Annotated in this window: 11 protein-coding genes and 7 pseudogenes; 6 read left to right on the forward strand and 12 right to left on the reverse strand. The window is 58.0% G+C overall.

Features of this window, described 5'->3' with window-relative positions; translation table 11 throughout:
• Nucleotides 1–86: 86 nt before the first annotated feature.
• Nucleotides 87–410, forward strand: coding sequence for a thioredoxin (gene trxA / locus BPNPMPFG_RS36655; protein WP_258598711.1), 324 nt, complete (start codon nt 87–89; stop codon nt 408–410).
• A gap of 29 nt (nt 411–439) precedes the next feature.
• Here the strand turns inward: trxA and BPNPMPFG_RS36660 are convergent.
• The 7 genes and pseudogenes from BPNPMPFG_RS36660 to BPNPMPFG_RS36690 form a co-directional block, all read right to left on the reverse strand.
• Nucleotides 440–910: pseudogene (locus BPNPMPFG_RS36660) on the reverse strand (IS66 family transposase); the annotation flags it as partial.
• Nucleotides 911–978: 68 nt separating this feature from the next.
• Nucleotides 979–2,534: pseudogene (gene tnpC / locus BPNPMPFG_RS36665) on the reverse strand (IS66 family transposase).
• Nucleotides 2,535–2,588: 54 nt separating this feature from the next.
• Nucleotides 2,589–2,942 carry an IS66 family insertion sequence element accessory protein TnpB gene (gene tnpB, locus BPNPMPFG_RS36670; protein WP_258580693.1) on the reverse strand — a complete coding sequence of 118 codons (354 nt, stop codon included), beginning with the start codon at nt 2,940–2,942 and terminating at the stop codon, nt 2,589–2,591.
• A pseudogene (locus BPNPMPFG_RS36675) lies at nt 2,923–3,189 on the reverse strand (IS66-like element accessory protein TnpA); the annotation flags it as partial. The pseudogene BPNPMPFG_RS36675 and the gene tnpB (BPNPMPFG_RS36670), both read right to left, overlap by 20 nt.
• 70 nt (nt 3,190–3,259) lie before the next feature.
• Nucleotides 3,260–4,075 carry an HAD family hydrolase gene (locus BPNPMPFG_RS36680; protein ID WP_258598714.1) on the reverse strand — a complete coding sequence of 272 codons (816 nt, stop codon included), beginning with the start codon at nt 4,073–4,075 and terminating at the stop codon, nt 3,260–3,262.
• A 256-nt stretch (nt 4,076–4,331) separates the two neighbouring features.
• Nucleotides 4,332–5,411 (reverse strand): cysteine protease StiP domain-containing protein, encoded by a 1,080-nt coding sequence (locus BPNPMPFG_RS36685; protein ID WP_258599062.1) that lies wholly within the window; start codon nt 5,409–5,411, stop codon nt 4,332–4,334.
• A 94-nt stretch (nt 5,412–5,505) separates the two neighbouring features.
• Complete coding sequence (locus BPNPMPFG_RS36690) at nt 5,506–6,648, reverse strand: phosphoribosyltransferase domain-containing protein (protein ID WP_258598715.1); 1,143 nt, start codon at nt 6,646–6,648, stop codon at nt 5,506–5,508.
• 790 nt (nt 6,649–7,438) lie between these two features.
• On the opposite strand from BPNPMPFG_RS36690, the pseudogene BPNPMPFG_RS36695 reads away from it, so the two are divergent.
• Nucleotides 7,439–7,720, forward strand: a pseudogene (locus BPNPMPFG_RS36695) (IS21 family transposase); the annotation flags it as partial.
• Nucleotides 7,721–7,770: 50 nt separating this feature from the next.
• Here the strand turns inward: BPNPMPFG_RS36695 and BPNPMPFG_RS36700 are convergent.
• From BPNPMPFG_RS36700 to BPNPMPFG_RS36710, 3 genes and pseudogenes are all read right to left on the reverse strand, one after another.
• A pseudogene (locus BPNPMPFG_RS36700) lies at nt 7,771–8,175 on the reverse strand (DDE-type integrase/transposase/recombinase); the annotation flags it as partial.
• Between the two features lie 15 nt (nt 8,176–8,190).
• Nucleotides 8,191–8,349: pseudogene (locus BPNPMPFG_RS36705) on the reverse strand (AMP-binding protein); the annotation flags it as partial.
• 75 nt (nt 8,350–8,424) lie between these two features.
• On the reverse strand, nt 8,425–10,053 hold the full coding sequence (locus BPNPMPFG_RS36710) for a formyltransferase family protein (RefSeq protein ID WP_258598717.1): 1,629 nt from the start codon (nt 10,051–10,053) through the stop codon (nt 8,425–8,427).
• 373 nt (nt 10,054–10,426) lie between these two features.
• Between BPNPMPFG_RS36710 and tnpA the strand changes: the two genes are divergently transcribed.
• Both tnpA and tnpB (BPNPMPFG_RS36720) read left to right on the forward strand, forming a co-directional pair.
• Complete coding sequence (gene tnpA, locus BPNPMPFG_RS36715) at nt 10,427–10,891, forward strand: IS66-like element accessory protein TnpA (protein WP_258599064.1); 465 nt, start codon at nt 10,427–10,429, stop codon at nt 10,889–10,891.
• Complete coding sequence (tnpB, locus tag BPNPMPFG_RS36720; RefSeq protein WP_258598719.1) at nt 10,872–11,039, forward strand: IS66 family insertion sequence element accessory protein TnpB; 168 nt, start codon at nt 10,872–10,874, stop codon at nt 11,037–11,039. Before tnpA ends, tnpB (BPNPMPFG_RS36720) begins: the two co-directional genes overlap by 20 nt.
• A 12-nt stretch (nt 11,040–11,051) precedes the next feature.
• Here tnpB (BPNPMPFG_RS36720) and BPNPMPFG_RS36725 read toward each other — a convergent pair whose 3' ends face one another.
• Nucleotides 11,052–13,142 carry a recombinase family protein gene (locus tag BPNPMPFG_RS36725; protein ID WP_258598638.1) on the reverse strand — a complete coding sequence of 697 codons (2,091 nt, stop codon included), beginning with the start codon at nt 13,140–13,142 and terminating at the stop codon, nt 11,052–11,054.
• On the reverse strand, nt 13,120–13,308 hold the full coding sequence (locus BPNPMPFG_RS36730) for a hypothetical protein (protein ID WP_183465755.1): 189 nt from the start codon (nt 13,306–13,308) through the stop codon (nt 13,120–13,122). Before BPNPMPFG_RS36730 ends, BPNPMPFG_RS36725 begins: the two co-directional genes overlap by 23 nt.
• Before the next feature lie 333 nt (nt 13,309–13,641).
• Between BPNPMPFG_RS36730 and tnpB (BPNPMPFG_RS43370) the strand changes: the two genes are divergently transcribed.
• Together tnpB (BPNPMPFG_RS43370) and tnpC (BPNPMPFG_RS36735) are read left to right on the forward strand one after the other, a co-directional pair.
• Nucleotides 13,642–13,860, forward strand: coding sequence for an IS66 family insertion sequence element accessory protein TnpB (gene tnpB, locus BPNPMPFG_RS43370; protein ID WP_413776940.1), 219 nt, complete (start codon nt 13,642–13,644; stop codon nt 13,858–13,860).
• 31 nt (nt 13,861–13,891) lie between these two features.
• Nucleotides 13,892–15,215: pseudogene (gene tnpC / locus BPNPMPFG_RS36735) on the forward strand (IS66 family transposase); the annotation flags it as partial.
• Nucleotides 15,216–15,242: the final 27 nt, after the last annotated feature.

The following is a 15,242-nucleotide window of genomic DNA, read 5'->3' on the forward strand; positions in this document are numbered from 1 at the left end:
TCATGGCGCGGGCAGCCGCGAATGGAACAAGAGAAGGAAAGCTACATGTCAGGCGGTGCGACATTCCACACCGAAAGGATTTCATCATGGCTAGCGTGAAGGTCGACAAGAACAGTTTTCAGGCTGAGGTACTCGAAGCTTCCGAACCCGTTGTCGTGGATTTCTGGGCCGAGTGGTGCGGCCCCTGCAAGACGATCGGGCCGTTACTTGAGGAAATCTCGACGGAAATGGCCGGCAAGGTGAAGATCACCAAGCTCAACACCGACGAGAATCCCGAAATCGCGGCGCAGTTCGGCGTGCAGAGCATTCCAACCCTGATATTCTTCAAGGGCGGCGAAGTCGCCGACATCAAGGTCGGTGCGCTGTCCAAGACCGCGCTGTCGCACTGGATCGGCGGCAACGTCGCCTGATCGTCCAACCGGGGCAGATTACCGGGCAGTCAGGCTTGAGCGGCTTGCCTAACGAGATCCGGGAGCGGCGGAATCGACTCTTGTGTTGGTATGCCGAGGCGGTCGCCGAGATAGCGGAAGAATGAGACGTCGAGCTTGATGCAGGTCTTCATCAGGCCGAGCAGGACGTCGCGGGCGTTCTTGCCTGCCTCGCTGACGGTTCCGCCGGAGATCTTGCGCTTGGTGACGAAGGTGCGGATGTCGTTTTCCGAACCATTGGTGTGGAGTGGGATCTCGGGACGATCGAGAACGCGCAGGAGTTCATGCTTGCGGCGATGCAGCCTGGCAAGAAGCCGGTCGAGCATGACGTAGCCGGTTCGTCGTTTGAACAGGCGCTCGAAGCGGGCGCGCAGGGCCGCCGCGTGGCGCGGACAAGGAGCACGCTGGTAGCTCTTGAGGTCGCGATAGAACCACCAGATCAACTGGCGCATGATGTCGACGGCCTGACGTTGATCCGGGGTAAGCGCTCATTTCCATGCGCGTTGACGCGGCCCGTTTGACGGGGTCGCTGTCAGACGGCTGCATCGGATCACGCAGCGGCGGTTTTGGCGAAGTTGAAGGGCAGCAGGTCGGTGATGTCGGCGTCTGTGGCGCGCTGCGGCAATTCGCTGAGGACGTGGCGCAAGTAGGCCAAGGGCTCGACGCCACAGGCGCGGCAGGTCAGCATCAGGCTGTATATGACGGCGCTGGCCCTGGCTCCATCCACGGTATCGCTGAACAGCCAGGATTTTCTGCCGGTGGCAAAGATTCTGATATCGCGTTCGAGGAGGTTGTTGTCGATCGGCATCCTGCCGTCTTCTTTGTATCGCGTCAGGTACTCCCACTGGTTCAGAGTGTAGGACACGGCGTCGCCGATCTTGCTATCGGGCAAGACCTTCGGCGCGATGTCGTCGAGCCATATCTTGAGAGCATTGAGGATGGGAACGCTGTGTTGCTGGCGAAAGCGGCGAATGCAATCGGCTTGTGTTTCGCCCTTGTCCGGCTTTTCGTTCCGCGCTTGGCCTTCAACCCGGTAGAGCTGCTCGAAGAACTTGAGCGCCTGCTCCGGCGGACCGCCTTGAGGGCATCGACGAAGCGACGTCTGGAATGGGCCATGCATCCCACATGGGTGGCCCCTGCCAGCGTGCGCCATGCGGTATAGCCATCGCTCATCAGTATGCCGCGGTAATCGCCGAGGAAGGCCTGCGGATAAATCTGGCCGCGACCCGGTTGATAATCGAGCAGCACGATCGGCTCGTTACTCTCTTCGCCGCTCCGGTATGCCCACATAAATGATGTGCTGGTGGCCTCCCTGTCCTTTTCCTTCAGGACCTGGACGGTGGTCTCGTCGCCATGGATGAGTGCTTGAGACCTGAGCCGCAGCTTCAGTGCGTCATAGATGCGGGAGAGATGCTTCTCGCTCGATCCGATCACCCAATGCCCCAGAGCGCCGCGGCTGACGGGCACGCCGGCTCGCTCGAATGCCTGGCTCAAGCGGTAGAGCGGCGTGCCGTCGACGTACTTGTGAACAAGAGCAAATGCCAGTGTCGAGGCCGTGGCGATGCTGCCCGGCAAGGGCTGCGCGGGCATCGGCGCGATCACGACCGGCGTATTGATGCCGGTGCGGTCGCAATGGCGGCAGGCATACTTGAAGCGCACATTCTGCAGGACCTTCGCCTTCACCTCGATATGAAGCTGCTCGGTAATGGCCTCGCCCATGTGGTGCATCCGGTGACGACAGCAAGGACAGGCCTTCTGATCTTCGGGAAGGTCATACTCGACGCGCTCGCGCGGCAGGTGTTCCGGGAGGGCCTTGCGGCCACGCTTCTTTGCCTCCGGCTTTTCGGTGGACGGAAAGCCGGTGTCCGGCAGGTCGATGACATTGCCATCTTCGCTGCCCGCGTCGTCTTCATCGGCAACCTGTTCGGCTTCATTGAAGAGGCGATCAACGTGCTTTTCGCTCTTGGGCGCAAAACGATGTGAGCGCGCCAGCGCCAACTCTTCCTCGAGCTTAACCACGCGTTCTGCGAACTGACGGTTCTCCGCCTGCAGCACAGCAATGCGCGCCATCAACTCCTCAACAGTCGGTTCGCCAGGTCGATTCATCGTAGTTTTGAATCTGAACCGCACCGACGCGTCAACCGCACAATTCGGGAGCCGTCAGCCCGCAACCTGATATTGCCGCACCGGATGGCGCACCATTGCATCGATGTCGATGCCGTCGAGAATCCAATGGAGCTGCTCGGTCGTCAGCGTAACCACCGCCGTCTCCCGGCGTGGCCATCGGAACCTGTCTTCGGTCAGCCGCTTCAGAACCAGCACGAAGCCGGACCGGTCGAAGAACAAGAGTTTCATCCGGTCGCGGCGGCGATTGCAAAATGCAAAGACCGCAGGCGCAAATGGGTCAAGCTCCATCACCTCCTGAACCAGGACCGCAAGGCTGTTGATGCCGGCCCTAAAATCGATAGGCTCGCGGTGCAGGTAGACGTTGAGATCAGCGCCCAGTCTGAACATGGCCCAGAGCTCCAATGATCGCCGTCAACGCGTCTACATCACCGCATTCCAGCACCAGCTTCACGCCGTTCGGCAAAGACGCGCTCACCTTGGCTGGGAGTGGCGATGAGCCCATGCTTTCCGACTTCGACAGCCGCTCTTCACCACGCGCAGCAGGCCTGTCCACCGAATTGCTCTGCATAGGCAGGCTGTGGTCCGCAGCGGTGACTTGAACTGGAATGAACGCAGACGGTGCAGGTGGCGGCAATCTTCGCCGATAATCGCTACCGTATATCTGTGTCCCTATAATGTACTGGAGCCTGGACATGGTTTTCTCTTCAAGCAATGCCCGCAAAAAACGTCTTCGTTGGCTCGTTCAGCATCGCCGAAATCTGCGAGCGCGATGGCGCACCCCACCAGTCGCACAAATTGAGATAGCCGAGATCGCTTGCACTATCACCGAATCCGATCGCTGGCCTATCTTCAGACTCCGACCGGAGTTTCTTCAAGAGGAACTCTACTGCCCGGCGCTTTGAAACCGGCGGGGGAATGAGCGCGAAGTTGTTTCCGTTGTGATGCCGTATCCAACCCGCATCGTCGAACTCAAATTTCAGTTCCGCCAGCCTCTTGCCATCACCATTATTTTCTTTGAAAACGGCGTATGTGGCCATCTCGCTTTCTTCAACGATCCACGAACGAACAGACATTTTGCCAGCTGCGGCTCCTTGCCGACCTATTTCAAGTACCTTGTTCAGTGCCCCCCTGTGAGGAATCAGTTCCTTAGAAATGACATCGTGCCATTCCTTCAGATGCGCACCGTCCGGCTTAAGGATGACAGCGCCGTTGGCAACAATTGCATAGCTGTTGAACGCGATCTTGACGTTCCCGTAGGCCGTCGTGCCACGTGCCGTGACGGGAATGACTTGTGACGTACCCAGCAGCCAATCGATCATCGCAACCTGGCGCGGCGTCATCATGGAATGATGTCCGTTCGAGGAGATCGCAGCTAGCGCCAGTTTATGCTGGCTGCCTTTCGGGCACTTTGCACGCGTTTGGAACAATGTGTCATCCAGATCGGCAAAGACGATTGGCTGCATGGCGTGATCTGCGGATTTGATGGGTTGATCAGGCAATGCACTCGATCCGTCATCCATGTTTGGAATCCGTTTTCGTCAACTCGGAAAGATCCCGGGCAGATGACTTTGGTTTTGCGTTCACATTTATGCCAACCGCCCCCCTCGAAACGACGGCCAGCCCTGTTATAATCGCAAAAATGATATTCTGTCCGCTAATCAAGAGTTGCACTCACGACCGCCTATCAGCAAGCCGGATGAATCGAAACGCTTGGCCCACGCTCGATCCTGGTTGAGCGGTTTGGAAGTTTGACCAAAATGCGATAGAATCAAAGTTCTAAACCTTTTTTATCAAAGTAATGGCGCGATATGGCTGGATATTTTTCGGGACGACTTGGAAGGGGACTTTCCTCTCCCGGATCAAATGCCGTAGCGCTGCCAGGTCCGCGTCCTCAACGGAAGACAGGAGTACAACTTGAGGCTTGCGGCGCAGAATTGCTCGCGTGGCTTCCGCAATTCCTGGCTTGATCCGATTAATATTCTCGACGGCGAACTGTGCAGCAACTCGATTGATTGCCTCCCGCGATCGTCTCTGATGGCTTGAGCGGTCGTTGTCCATCCGCTGCGCGAGATCATTAGTTTGGTCTAACGCGGTGACGGCATGTGCCCATACATTATCCACGAAAGCAGCTGAGATATCATGAGACACCAAGTGATCCCATAGGACTGTACCGTGAAAATCTTCCGGACCTATGACGTCCTCGTTCAGTATCGAACGGCTGATCAGCCCGGACACGGTGCTCCCGAGTATTCCCGATGGAATGAGCCAGTCCTCGGCCGACGCCGCAAGCCATGCCCGGCCACAGGGGTCAGACAGAACCACCAGCTTGGGCGGCTGTGCAGAAAACGAATGGAAGCTCCGTTCCAGCTCGGTGGAGATGGCGCCTTTGCCGGTCCAGCCATCAACAAACAGTAGACCTTCAATGGGGCGCCGCTCGATGATGTGGCGCATTGCATTACTGTCAATTCCGCGGTCCCGTATGACCGAAATGCCAAAGTGTTGCACGTCCTTTCCCATGCGCGACAACGCACGCTTGAGGAGAACACCCAAAGGCACCCCGGCCCGAACGAGGCTCGCCAACGTGATCGGGCCTTTAATTTGATTTGAGATAGACCGCGCGAGAGCTGCTACCTCGCGTCCCATTCTCGCAGCGCCAACTGACATCGCTTCGTAGAATATCGCCATGTAGCCGGCTTCGGGCGCGCTTTCGAAAGAAATCATTTCCGAATAATGGCGTAGGCCGGACTGTATCGCCGTTTCCTTCGACGCGTCGTCGATTGGCTCCAAAGTTACGAGCTTCAAAAGAAAAGTGACGTCCGTACTACGATACGTACCAGAAAGTATTTTACTCGTCATCGTCAACAATGTAATTCCTTCTGCAGCCACTTGCCGTAACTTCAAGCTATGGTGTGCGGCTGGAACGATGTGAATGTTGGTATGATGATAATGATTAATGAGGAGGTACTCTCTTAGGCCGTACTAATGATACCCTTTCCAAGAAGTGCATGAGTTTAGAACTTATATTCGCTTCACTCGTCTCGGAGCACAGGAGGATTTTGACGTATTCTGACGGGACGACATTGTACAGATAATTAAACACATGCCCGCCGTAATTGTCTTCAAATGCGAGTTTCGTTACAATCGCGTGACCCACTGAAATCGGTGATCGGGTAACCGATGAGTAGTGGACGTTAGCTCCTTCCAGCTCCAATTTTTCCGCAAGCAGGAACGGCTGCCAAATGTTTTCTCCTGTACCAAGGACCAGCGTAGCGCCCGACGATGCCGCCTCACCATCCAGTTGAAGATGGTGCCGGGAGACACCCAACCGAGCCAAGTTGATATCCCTGTCAGGCGAAATGACTTTACCCCTGTTTTTCTCAACAGATGGCACTTCCGGCGCGTCGATGTTCAAACCGTTTGCATCCCAGCGATACCTCCCGGAAAGGATTGACGCGCGCTTCACGTTGGCTGCGATTATCTGTTCGACAGCACCATCTGACCAATCCGTAAGGGTAACGAGAACCGTATTTCGAAGGTTCGACCTGATGCTGGCAGGCAGAGCTGCGAACAGATTACCGAATGTTTTTCCGGTCGACGCTTCATCGTCAATTAACACAAGCGTCCGGGCGTTCTTGACCATCGAGACCAGGACTGGCACGAGCGGCCAGTGTACGAGATGTTCTGGGGCGTGACTGTGCTCCTCCTGGAATTCACAGATTAGGGGCAAACCTAGTGCGTGTCTGGTGGTGCAAATGTAAACGGTGTCGTGCCGGTCATATTGTTCTGAATATTGCTGGTGCACGCCCGCTCCCAGCCCGACAGCAGTTTCGGCCATGCCTATGAACAGGATTGGCCCTTCGAGATCGGGTGAAATTTGGTCGGCCAGAAGTTTGTACGTCTTTCGCATCAGCGAAGGCCGAACGGGACTGTGACGGCCAAGCAGCTTGGAAGCGAACAGGAAAGACCGTTTGGGATTGATGCGCTCCGCGAACCCGAACGTTGCATCGGGGGGCATTAGGCTGCGATCGATTTCAACCGATATGGTTCCGCGGGCGAGTTCGGCAGAAAGATATTTTTTAAGTGCGTTGTCCAAAATGTCCCACCCGGGTCTTTGATTTGGGGCGTTGTCACGGGTAACTTCTCGTGAGGAGGTGAGTAGACGCTGGTTCATGCACACCAGCTACAAACGCCAGCGCTCTACCGCCGAGATTGTCCCCATGCGGTAGGGCTTTATACTGTTGATCAGGATAGACACGTTCTCGGCGTATCTTCCAGAGCCGCCGCGAAATGCCGACAGGCGCCTGCTAACCATGTGCAAGAGGGCCTGACACCAAAGCATCATCACCGACAAGCAGCGTTTTCCGTGGAGCGGCTACGGCAGGTCATGCCGAATGTCGAGCACCCCGCGCGCACGGCATCAACAACAGAGCCGAGAATTCTTACGAGTCGCTGCGAAAGGCAATCCCGTACTACTGGGCCAATTGCCATGTCATCTCCGTTGGTTGGGGGCAAAACTGTTACAGCGGCTTCCCAAGGTTGATGTGCAAGAGAGGTGCCATCCTGAGGACGTAGCTGCGCGCTGATACTAAAGTTGGGCCGGCGCACCTTCACGTCGCGCTCTTCCTTCTTTCCTTCTTTTCGCGTTGAGGGCTGCGCACGAAATGCAACACGTTTCGCTATGGTGCGCCCTGTTCGATAGTCGACAGTTTGGGTCAATAGCGACAGTGTTGTTTGCACAGGATCGAAACGGCGCCGTAAAGTGAGAGCGGCGGTGCAAAAAATAGTCCACGGTAGCGGCGGGATCGTCCCGCTTCGGGCGGCGTAAAAGCCGGCCACCTATTTCCCTTCTGCGACGAATGCAGGAGGGCCTGGGGATCTACACCGTGGAATTATATCTGAAGGTTCGACTGGCTTGCTCGGAAGGGATGAGCCGGCGTCATGCTGCAAAGCATTTCAACATATCGCGCGACAGCGTGGCCAAGATGCTGTCCTACTCGACGCCGCCTGGCTATCAGCGCCGGTCGCCGATCCGGCGTCCGAAGCTGGATGTGTTTGTTTCGACGATCGATCATTGGCTTGATGAGGACGTGAATGTGCCGCGCAAGCAGCGCCATACGGCCAAGCGGGTGTTCGACCGGCTTCGTGACGAGTGCGGTTTCACTGGTTTTGTTGCAACGGCTGAATAGGGGCGCAGAGAGGCCTGATGCGAGGTCCATCAGCCGGCGAGGATTTCGAACTGCTTGGCCAAGGACGGATTCGGATTGAAGGCGTACCTCGCCTGTCGCTTGCGCATCATTTCGATGCCGGTCAGGATGGTGGCTGCGGTGGCCGTCGATTTGAAGCCGAGCATCGGCCGGACCCGGCGCTTGATGCGCCGATGGTCCTGCTCGATCCGATTGTTCAAATACTGGCTCCGGCGGATGCGGATCGGCTTCAGCCGGCGCCGGGAGCGATCCTGCAAGCGATTTGTGGTGTCGCAGGAAACGATCGCCTCGTGGTTGGTCTGGCTCCCGTCGATGATGACGCGATCCGGTCGGCCATGACGCTCCAGCGCCTTTCTGAAGAAGCGCTTGGCCGCCGGCAGGTCGCGCTGCTCGCTGAACCAAAACTCGACTGTGTCAAGCCCCACCACCATCGCCGGGCTGCGCTCCAGGCAGATCGCCACCGGCTGGTCCGGCTTCACACCCAGTGCGATCAGATGATGCGCCAGCCGGTTGGTCCGCGCGTTGAGCTCGCCATAGCTCAGCCGCTCGTCCTCATGGACCACCGCCCCCGCCTCCGGCGCCTGGCGCACCTGCGCCTCGAACAGCTCGTGGATGCACCGCTCCGAAGGATAGGCCGCCGCCGTCCGGTTCAGATCCTCCAGCAGTTACGTCCGCTCGGCGGCCGGCACGATGTCGATGCGGCCGACCGGCTGCCCCGCATCGGCCATCACACCATGTAACAAAGTTTGCAAATGCTGCGTCATGCGGTCGATCTGCTTCGGCGCTAGCCGACTGGCATCAAAATGCCAGCGAAAGCTCCCATCCAGAGCGCAAACCTCAAAGGTCAGCAAATCGCCACATAGGGCTGGCCCAGCTCTGTGGCTCGTCTTCAGATCGCCAGCGACGGAACAGCTGTCTGTCGTGATTGTGATGCCAATCGGCCAGGGCTGGTGCGACCGTAGCGCCTCCACACCTCGCAATGTCGGGCAGCGCGCGATAAGATCCCGGGCAAAGCTAGCGTGCGCCCTCAGCTGAGCGCATTCGGCCGCCACCGTTTTGCGCATTTCTTCAAAATCATGTGCACGGTCAATGGCAATTTCCATCGGCACGACAGAGGCGATCAACACCTCCACCGCTTTGGAGCCAGCTTGCGATTCATCCGATGCAGGCGTCCATCCCAGTTGAAGCCCTGTTTCTCCCGTGATGCGGGCGAGATAGATCAGCCAAGCCGTTACCAAGTATTCCGTGCGATCAATTGGCGACAGCTTAGCCAAAGCACTTGGAGTGTCCCCCGAACTCGACTGCCATCTGGGCGGCGTCTCAGCTACGGACGACGACACGAAGGGAAGCTGCAATGTTTTAAACTGCTCTAGCCGCTGTCGCCAAAAATCCTCCCGAGGCGCCAGCAATTCATGGGTGGCAGTTATGCTCCGCACCTGTTCATCGCTCAAGATCGGAAGGCGACTACCTTCATCCAGATTGGAGTGCCTAGCGAGGGCTCGCGCGTCCAGCACCTGCCCATCGGGGCCGCCAAAGCAAACATCGACATCCTGCGTACCTGTCGCCACACGCCAGTGGCTGGAGTGGATTTCAAGCAGGCAACCTGCCGGAACGCCCGATCGTCGGGGCAACACCTCCAGGCGTCTGACTGTGACAGCCTCATCGCCTACGAGAGCCTTGGGCAGACACATTGGATTGGGATGATATGGCCCAAAGTCTAGGGCACGCGTCATCGCTGACAGGTCTTGCGCGGATCGATCCCATCGCAGACAGCCTGCCGCATCTGGGCGTCGACGTCTGGGAAAATAGCTTCGGTTCACCAGCGCTTGCGGATAGCCAGTAAGCTTCCCGTTCTTGAGGCCAGTCAAAAGCTCGCGGAAACCCTCGACTGCAGCTTCATAGCATTTGAGGTTCAAGCTCAACGCCGTATCGGTGGGCGCAATCAGCACTTGGCGCTGAACCACGATGTCACCCGTATCAACACCATCATCGATACGATGCCACGTGATGGCATATTCGGTCTCTTGCGCCAGCAGCGCCCAGGACGTCGCGTGCGTTCCCGCATATCGTGGCAGTGGACCGTCGTGGTAGTTGAAAGCACCTTGACGCACCCGCCCGAACACATCCACCGGCAATATGAACGGATTGGCAACCGAGAAAATCCAATCCATCGGCTCGGATTTCAAAAGAGAGCAGAGCTCTTCAACACTCGCCATGCGGGGGATGTTGGCGCGAGCCGCCCACTCCGCGAATATGGCGTCGCCACACAGGGCCGCACCAATTACGTGGCCCATCTCCGTTACCAGCTGAGCGCACCTAACTGCGAGCGTACCACTGCCAACAAAGACGCTAGAGGAGATTGATTGGGCTGCAGGTTGCCTATCCCGACCGCCCGATTCTGCGGCACCAATGCCTACCTGAGGAGACCCATGTACCATCTTCACCCTTTCTAACGGTCACTCGCGAGGCTGGGCCCTCCTGCCCAAGCCGCCGCGCCACGTATCGACCCAAACCGGTCACACTGGGTCGGACTTGCTCAGGAGCAATCATGGGACGATTTCTCCTCACTCCACGCGTGTTTCTTAAGAAAGCGCGAATTTCTCTGCACCTTTTTCCATTGAGCGTGTTTTGGCATGAAGTGTCCACTTTGGAGGTGGACACCAAGTGATTGAGGACGATGAACAGAAACTGCTGGTGAGGCGGATTTTGCGCAACGGCCGCCGGCGGTACGACCCGGCGTCGAAAGAGCGGCTCGTTGCGGCCTGCCTTGAGCCTGGCGTGTCGGTATCGCGACTTGCGCTTGAACATGGGATCAATGCCAACCTTCTTCGGAAATGGATAAAGACGACCAAAGACGCCGGTGCTTTGCCGCCACCTGCACCGTCTGCGTTCATTCCAGTTCAAGTCACCGCTGCGGACCACAGCCTGCCTATGCAGAGCAATTCGGTGGACAGGCCTGCTGCGCGTGGTGAAGAGCGGCTGTCGAAGTCGGAAAGCATGGGCTCATCGCCACTCCCAGCCAAGGTGAGCGCGTCTTTGCCGAACGGCGTGAAGCTGGTGCTGGAATGCGGTGATGTAGACGCGTTGACGGCGATCATTGGAGCTCTGGGCCATGTTCAGACTGGGCGCTGATCTCAACGTCTACCTGCACCGCGAGCCGATCGATTTTAGGGCCGGCATCAACAGCCTTGCGGTCCTGGTTCAGGAGGTGATGGAGCTTGACCCATTTGCGCCTGCGGTCTTTGCCTTTTGCAATCGCCGTCGCCAGCGCGTTTCATAATGCTTCCCTCTGTTAGAGTCCGGGCAATCGGACAACCTTATCATATTGATAATCTTCATAAATCTGTGGCCGTCGCCCAACCACACCCTGCACCCCTATCAGAACAGCCTCTGAGGTTAGTGCTTCAATCGGAACCATCCACTGTGAGCCCGGCAAGATTTGCGTTGCGGGCAAGATGCCCTTCTTTACAAGGCTTTTCGCCGATCCGATGCAGATACCGAGCCTTTCGGCAGCTTTCATCAGGCTAATCACGGGACTGCCCGCTTTTGTGGGATCATATTCTGGAATGCCCAACCGCTCGCGCATGTCACGAACACGCACCGCCGTCCAACCCTCACCATCACCGGTCTTGCAAAGCATCCGATTGAGGGACACTGCGAGCTCCCGATCTGGCCAATGTCCGCCCAGCTTTCGTAGTGCCTCTACGGCGGGCGGGGCCATATCGCTCGGATATCGGCCAGTCTTGACACGCGCCACGCGTACCTCAGTATGGCGGCCACCGGTCCAATGGATCAGCAGCACAGCCTCGTGGGTCGTATCGTCGAGATCGCAGATGATCTCCTGGACCAGAATATGGATGAGCCGCTGCTTTGTCCGCGTATCGGTTGACGGTGCATTCCAGGCTGTCGGTAAGTCATGGGCAAGCTGTAGAAGCCGGCCACGATCAATTGCTGGACGTGCTGCCGACAGCGCGGACAATTCTTCGATCTTGCGCTCAAGCACGCTCACACGTTCCAGTGCATCGTTCCAACGGGCTTCCAGTTCGCGTGCGACATGACGTTTGGCCGGATCGACCAGCTCGTATCTGCGTCCGGCCAGTGACGCCTCATAGCGTGCGCCTTCAAGGTCCCGCTCAATTGCCGCTATAACATCTCTTGCGGACCGCTCAACCTGATCCGAGGCGAAGATCGCCGCTTCGACAGCGCGATCCGAAACCGCTTCCAGAATCTGAGTGGCCACGGCACGATCGACCCTCACGCCGCCAATTCCGATGCAAAGCCCGAGACCCACACGAGCGTCGTCGCCGCGGCATTGATAGCGATGCGCGTTGCCCTTTGCGCTGCCGTAGAAGACACGCATCATTCGGCCACAGCGGCCGCATCGCATCAGTCCCGTCAACAGCGCACGACCGCCACGCGCCGATTTGCGATCACAATTCCTCTTCATGTGTGCGTTCTCGGTCAGAAGCTTCTGGTTCTCTTCATACTCCCGCCAGGTGATGTAACCTTGATGATTGTCGCGCAGCAATACACTCCATTCATCCCTGGGCTTGCGCAGCCCGTTGGCCTTGCGAGCGCGACCATCGATGATCAACGTTCGTTGTGCTCGCCTTCCGAAGGCATAGGCGCCCGCGTAGAGTGGATTGTGGAGGATCTGCATGACGCTATGATAAGCTGGCGCCTTCCAGACGAGCTTGCGCACTTCCACGTTGCGCAAGACGACGGGCATCTTGATATCGGCCGACCGCAGCCACAAAAAGACTTGTCGCCCACTTCCCAGTTCCCGGAATTTGTCAAAGACGAGCCTGATCGTCTCCGCCACATGTTCGTCCGGATCGATCTCGATCTTGCCCGCCTCACTCCAGCAGAAGCCCGGAGGCAACATGAACCGGAACTCCCCGCGTCCCGCCTTGGAATCGCGCGCGGCAATGCCGCGCTGACGGATCAAACTCAGTTCGTACTCCGCCATCGTGCCTTTCAGCCCAAGCAGCAGACGATCATTGACAAGCCTTGGATCAAAGGCGCCATCTGGATCGATGACCAGCGTACCAGTGAGCGCGCACAGATCGATCAGATGATGCCAGTCCCGCCCATTGCGCGCCAGACGCGATGCCTCGATGCAATAGACCGCTCCTACGTTACCTGAGCAGACCAGCGCGACAAGCCGCTCAAACCCAGGTCGCTCCACGCTGCCTGAGCCTGAGCGTCCAAGGTCATCATCGATCACAGTTACCGATGCAAACCCGGTCGTTGCGGCGGCACCAGCCAGATCATATTGCCGGCGCTGGCTTTCGAGATTGCCCATCACTTGCGCCATGGTTGACTGGCGGACATAGACAACCGCGGCGCGGCCCAGATGGTCAGACGTGATCTTCGTGTTCATCTACGCCTCCCGTCTTCGCCGTTTTGCTCGCTTCCAAAGCCTCCAACAGAAGATCCGCCAGCGTCTCCACCAGTCCTTTGACGTTCTTGACCACCGGAACCTGACGATTTTGACGCTCCAACTCCAAAACGAGTTGGTCGCGATTTTGATGTCGCCTGTTTCGCATCACCCTTCTCCTTCTTCCTCGAAGGACGAGAGCTTGCGCCTCCTGCCTGAGTCGCGCCGAACGACGCCAACGCGGCCCCCAATTCATTCAGGCCATCAATGCTTATCTCGGGTGGTCCAAGCCTCATTCCGCTGCAATAACTCTCGTCGAACATCCAGTTCGGCAACTCACGGGAGAGGTGATCGGGACGCTCGTCCGTATAGATGCACATCAGGGTCTTGCCGCGCCGATAACGCGAGACCTGCACCTTGCAGCCGAATAGTGGATGCCACGGATAGGCGATCGTCGCAAAACGAAAACCGTATGTAGAATGTCGGTCGTTGGCGCGACCGGATGAAACTCTTGTTCTTCGACCGGTCCGGCTTCGTGCTGGTTCTGAAGCGGCTGACCGAAGACAGGTTCCGATGGCCACGCCGGGAGACGGCGGTGGTTACGCTGACGACCCGAGCAGCTCCATTGGATTCTCGACGGCATCGACATCGATGCAATGGTGCGCCATCCGGTGCGGCAATATCAGGTTGCGGGCTGACGGCTCCCGAATTGTGCGGTTGACGCGTCGGTGCGGTTCAGATTCAAAACTACGATGAATCGACCTGGCGAACCGACTGTTGAGGAATTGATGGCGGCGCATTGCTGTGCTGCAGGCGGAGAACCGTCAGCTCGCAGAACGCGTGGTTAAGCTCGAGGAAGAGTTGGCGCTGGCGCGCTCACATCGTTTTGCGCCCAAGAGCGAAAAGCACGTTGATCGCCTCTTCAATGAAGCCGAACAGGTTGCCGATGAAGACGACGCGGGCAGCGAAGATGGCAATGTCATCGACCTGCCGGACACCGGCTTTCCGTCCACCGAAAAGCCGGAGGCAAAGAAGCGTGGCCGCAAGGCCCTCCCGGAACACCTGCCGCGCGAGCGCGTCGAGTATGACCTTCCCGAAGATCAGAAGGCCTGTCCTTGCTGTCGTCACCGGATGCACCACATGGGCGAGGCCATTACCGAGCAGCTTCATATCGAGGTGAAGGCGAAGGTCCTGCAGAATGTGCGCTTCAAGTATGCCTGCCGCCATTGCGACCGCACCGGCATCAATACGCCGGTCGTGATCGCGCCGATGCCCGCGCAGCCCTTGCCGGGCAGCATCGCCACGGCCTCGACACTGGCATTTGCTCTTGTTCACAAGTACGTCGACGGCACGCCGCTCTACCGCTTGAGCCAGGCATTCGAGCGAGCCGGCGTGCCCGTCAGCCGCGGCGCTCTGGGGCATTGGGTGATCGGATCGAGCGAGAAGCATCTCTCCCGCATCTATGACGCACTGAAGCTGCGGCTCAGGTCTCAAGCACTCATCCATGGCGACGAGACCACCGTCCAGGTCCTGAAGGAAAAGGACAGGGAGGCCACCAGCACATCATTTATGTGGGCATACCGGAGCGGCGAAGAGAGTAACGAGCCGATCGTGCTGCTCGATTATCAACCGGGTCGCGGCCAGATTTATCCGCAGGCCTTCCTCGGCGATTACCGCGGCATACTGATGAGCGATGGCTATACCGCATGGCGCACGCTGGCAGGGGCCACCCATGTGGGATGCATGGCCCATTCCAGACGTCGCTTCGTCGATGCCCTCAAGGCAAGAAAGAAGGGGGGCGGTCCGCCGGAGCAGGCGCTCAAGTTCTTCGAGCAGCTCTACCGGGTTGAAGGCCAAGCGCGGAACGAAAAGCCGGACAAGGGCGAAACACAAGCCGATTGCATTCGCCGCTTTCGCCAGCAACACAGCGTTCCCATCCTCAATGCTCTCAAGATATGGCTCGACGACATCGCGCCGAAGGTCTTGCCCGATAGCAAGATCGGCGACGCCGTGTCCTACACTCTGAACCAGTGGGAGTACCTGACGCGATACACAGAAGACGGCAGGATGGCAGTCGCACGGCGGCGAGGATCGCTGAACCGG

It is taken from the genome of Mesorhizobium sp. AR07 (assembly GCF_024746815.1).
In the GTDB taxonomy this organism is placed as follows: domain Bacteria; phylum Pseudomonadota; class Alphaproteobacteria; order Rhizobiales; family Rhizobiaceae; genus Mesorhizobium.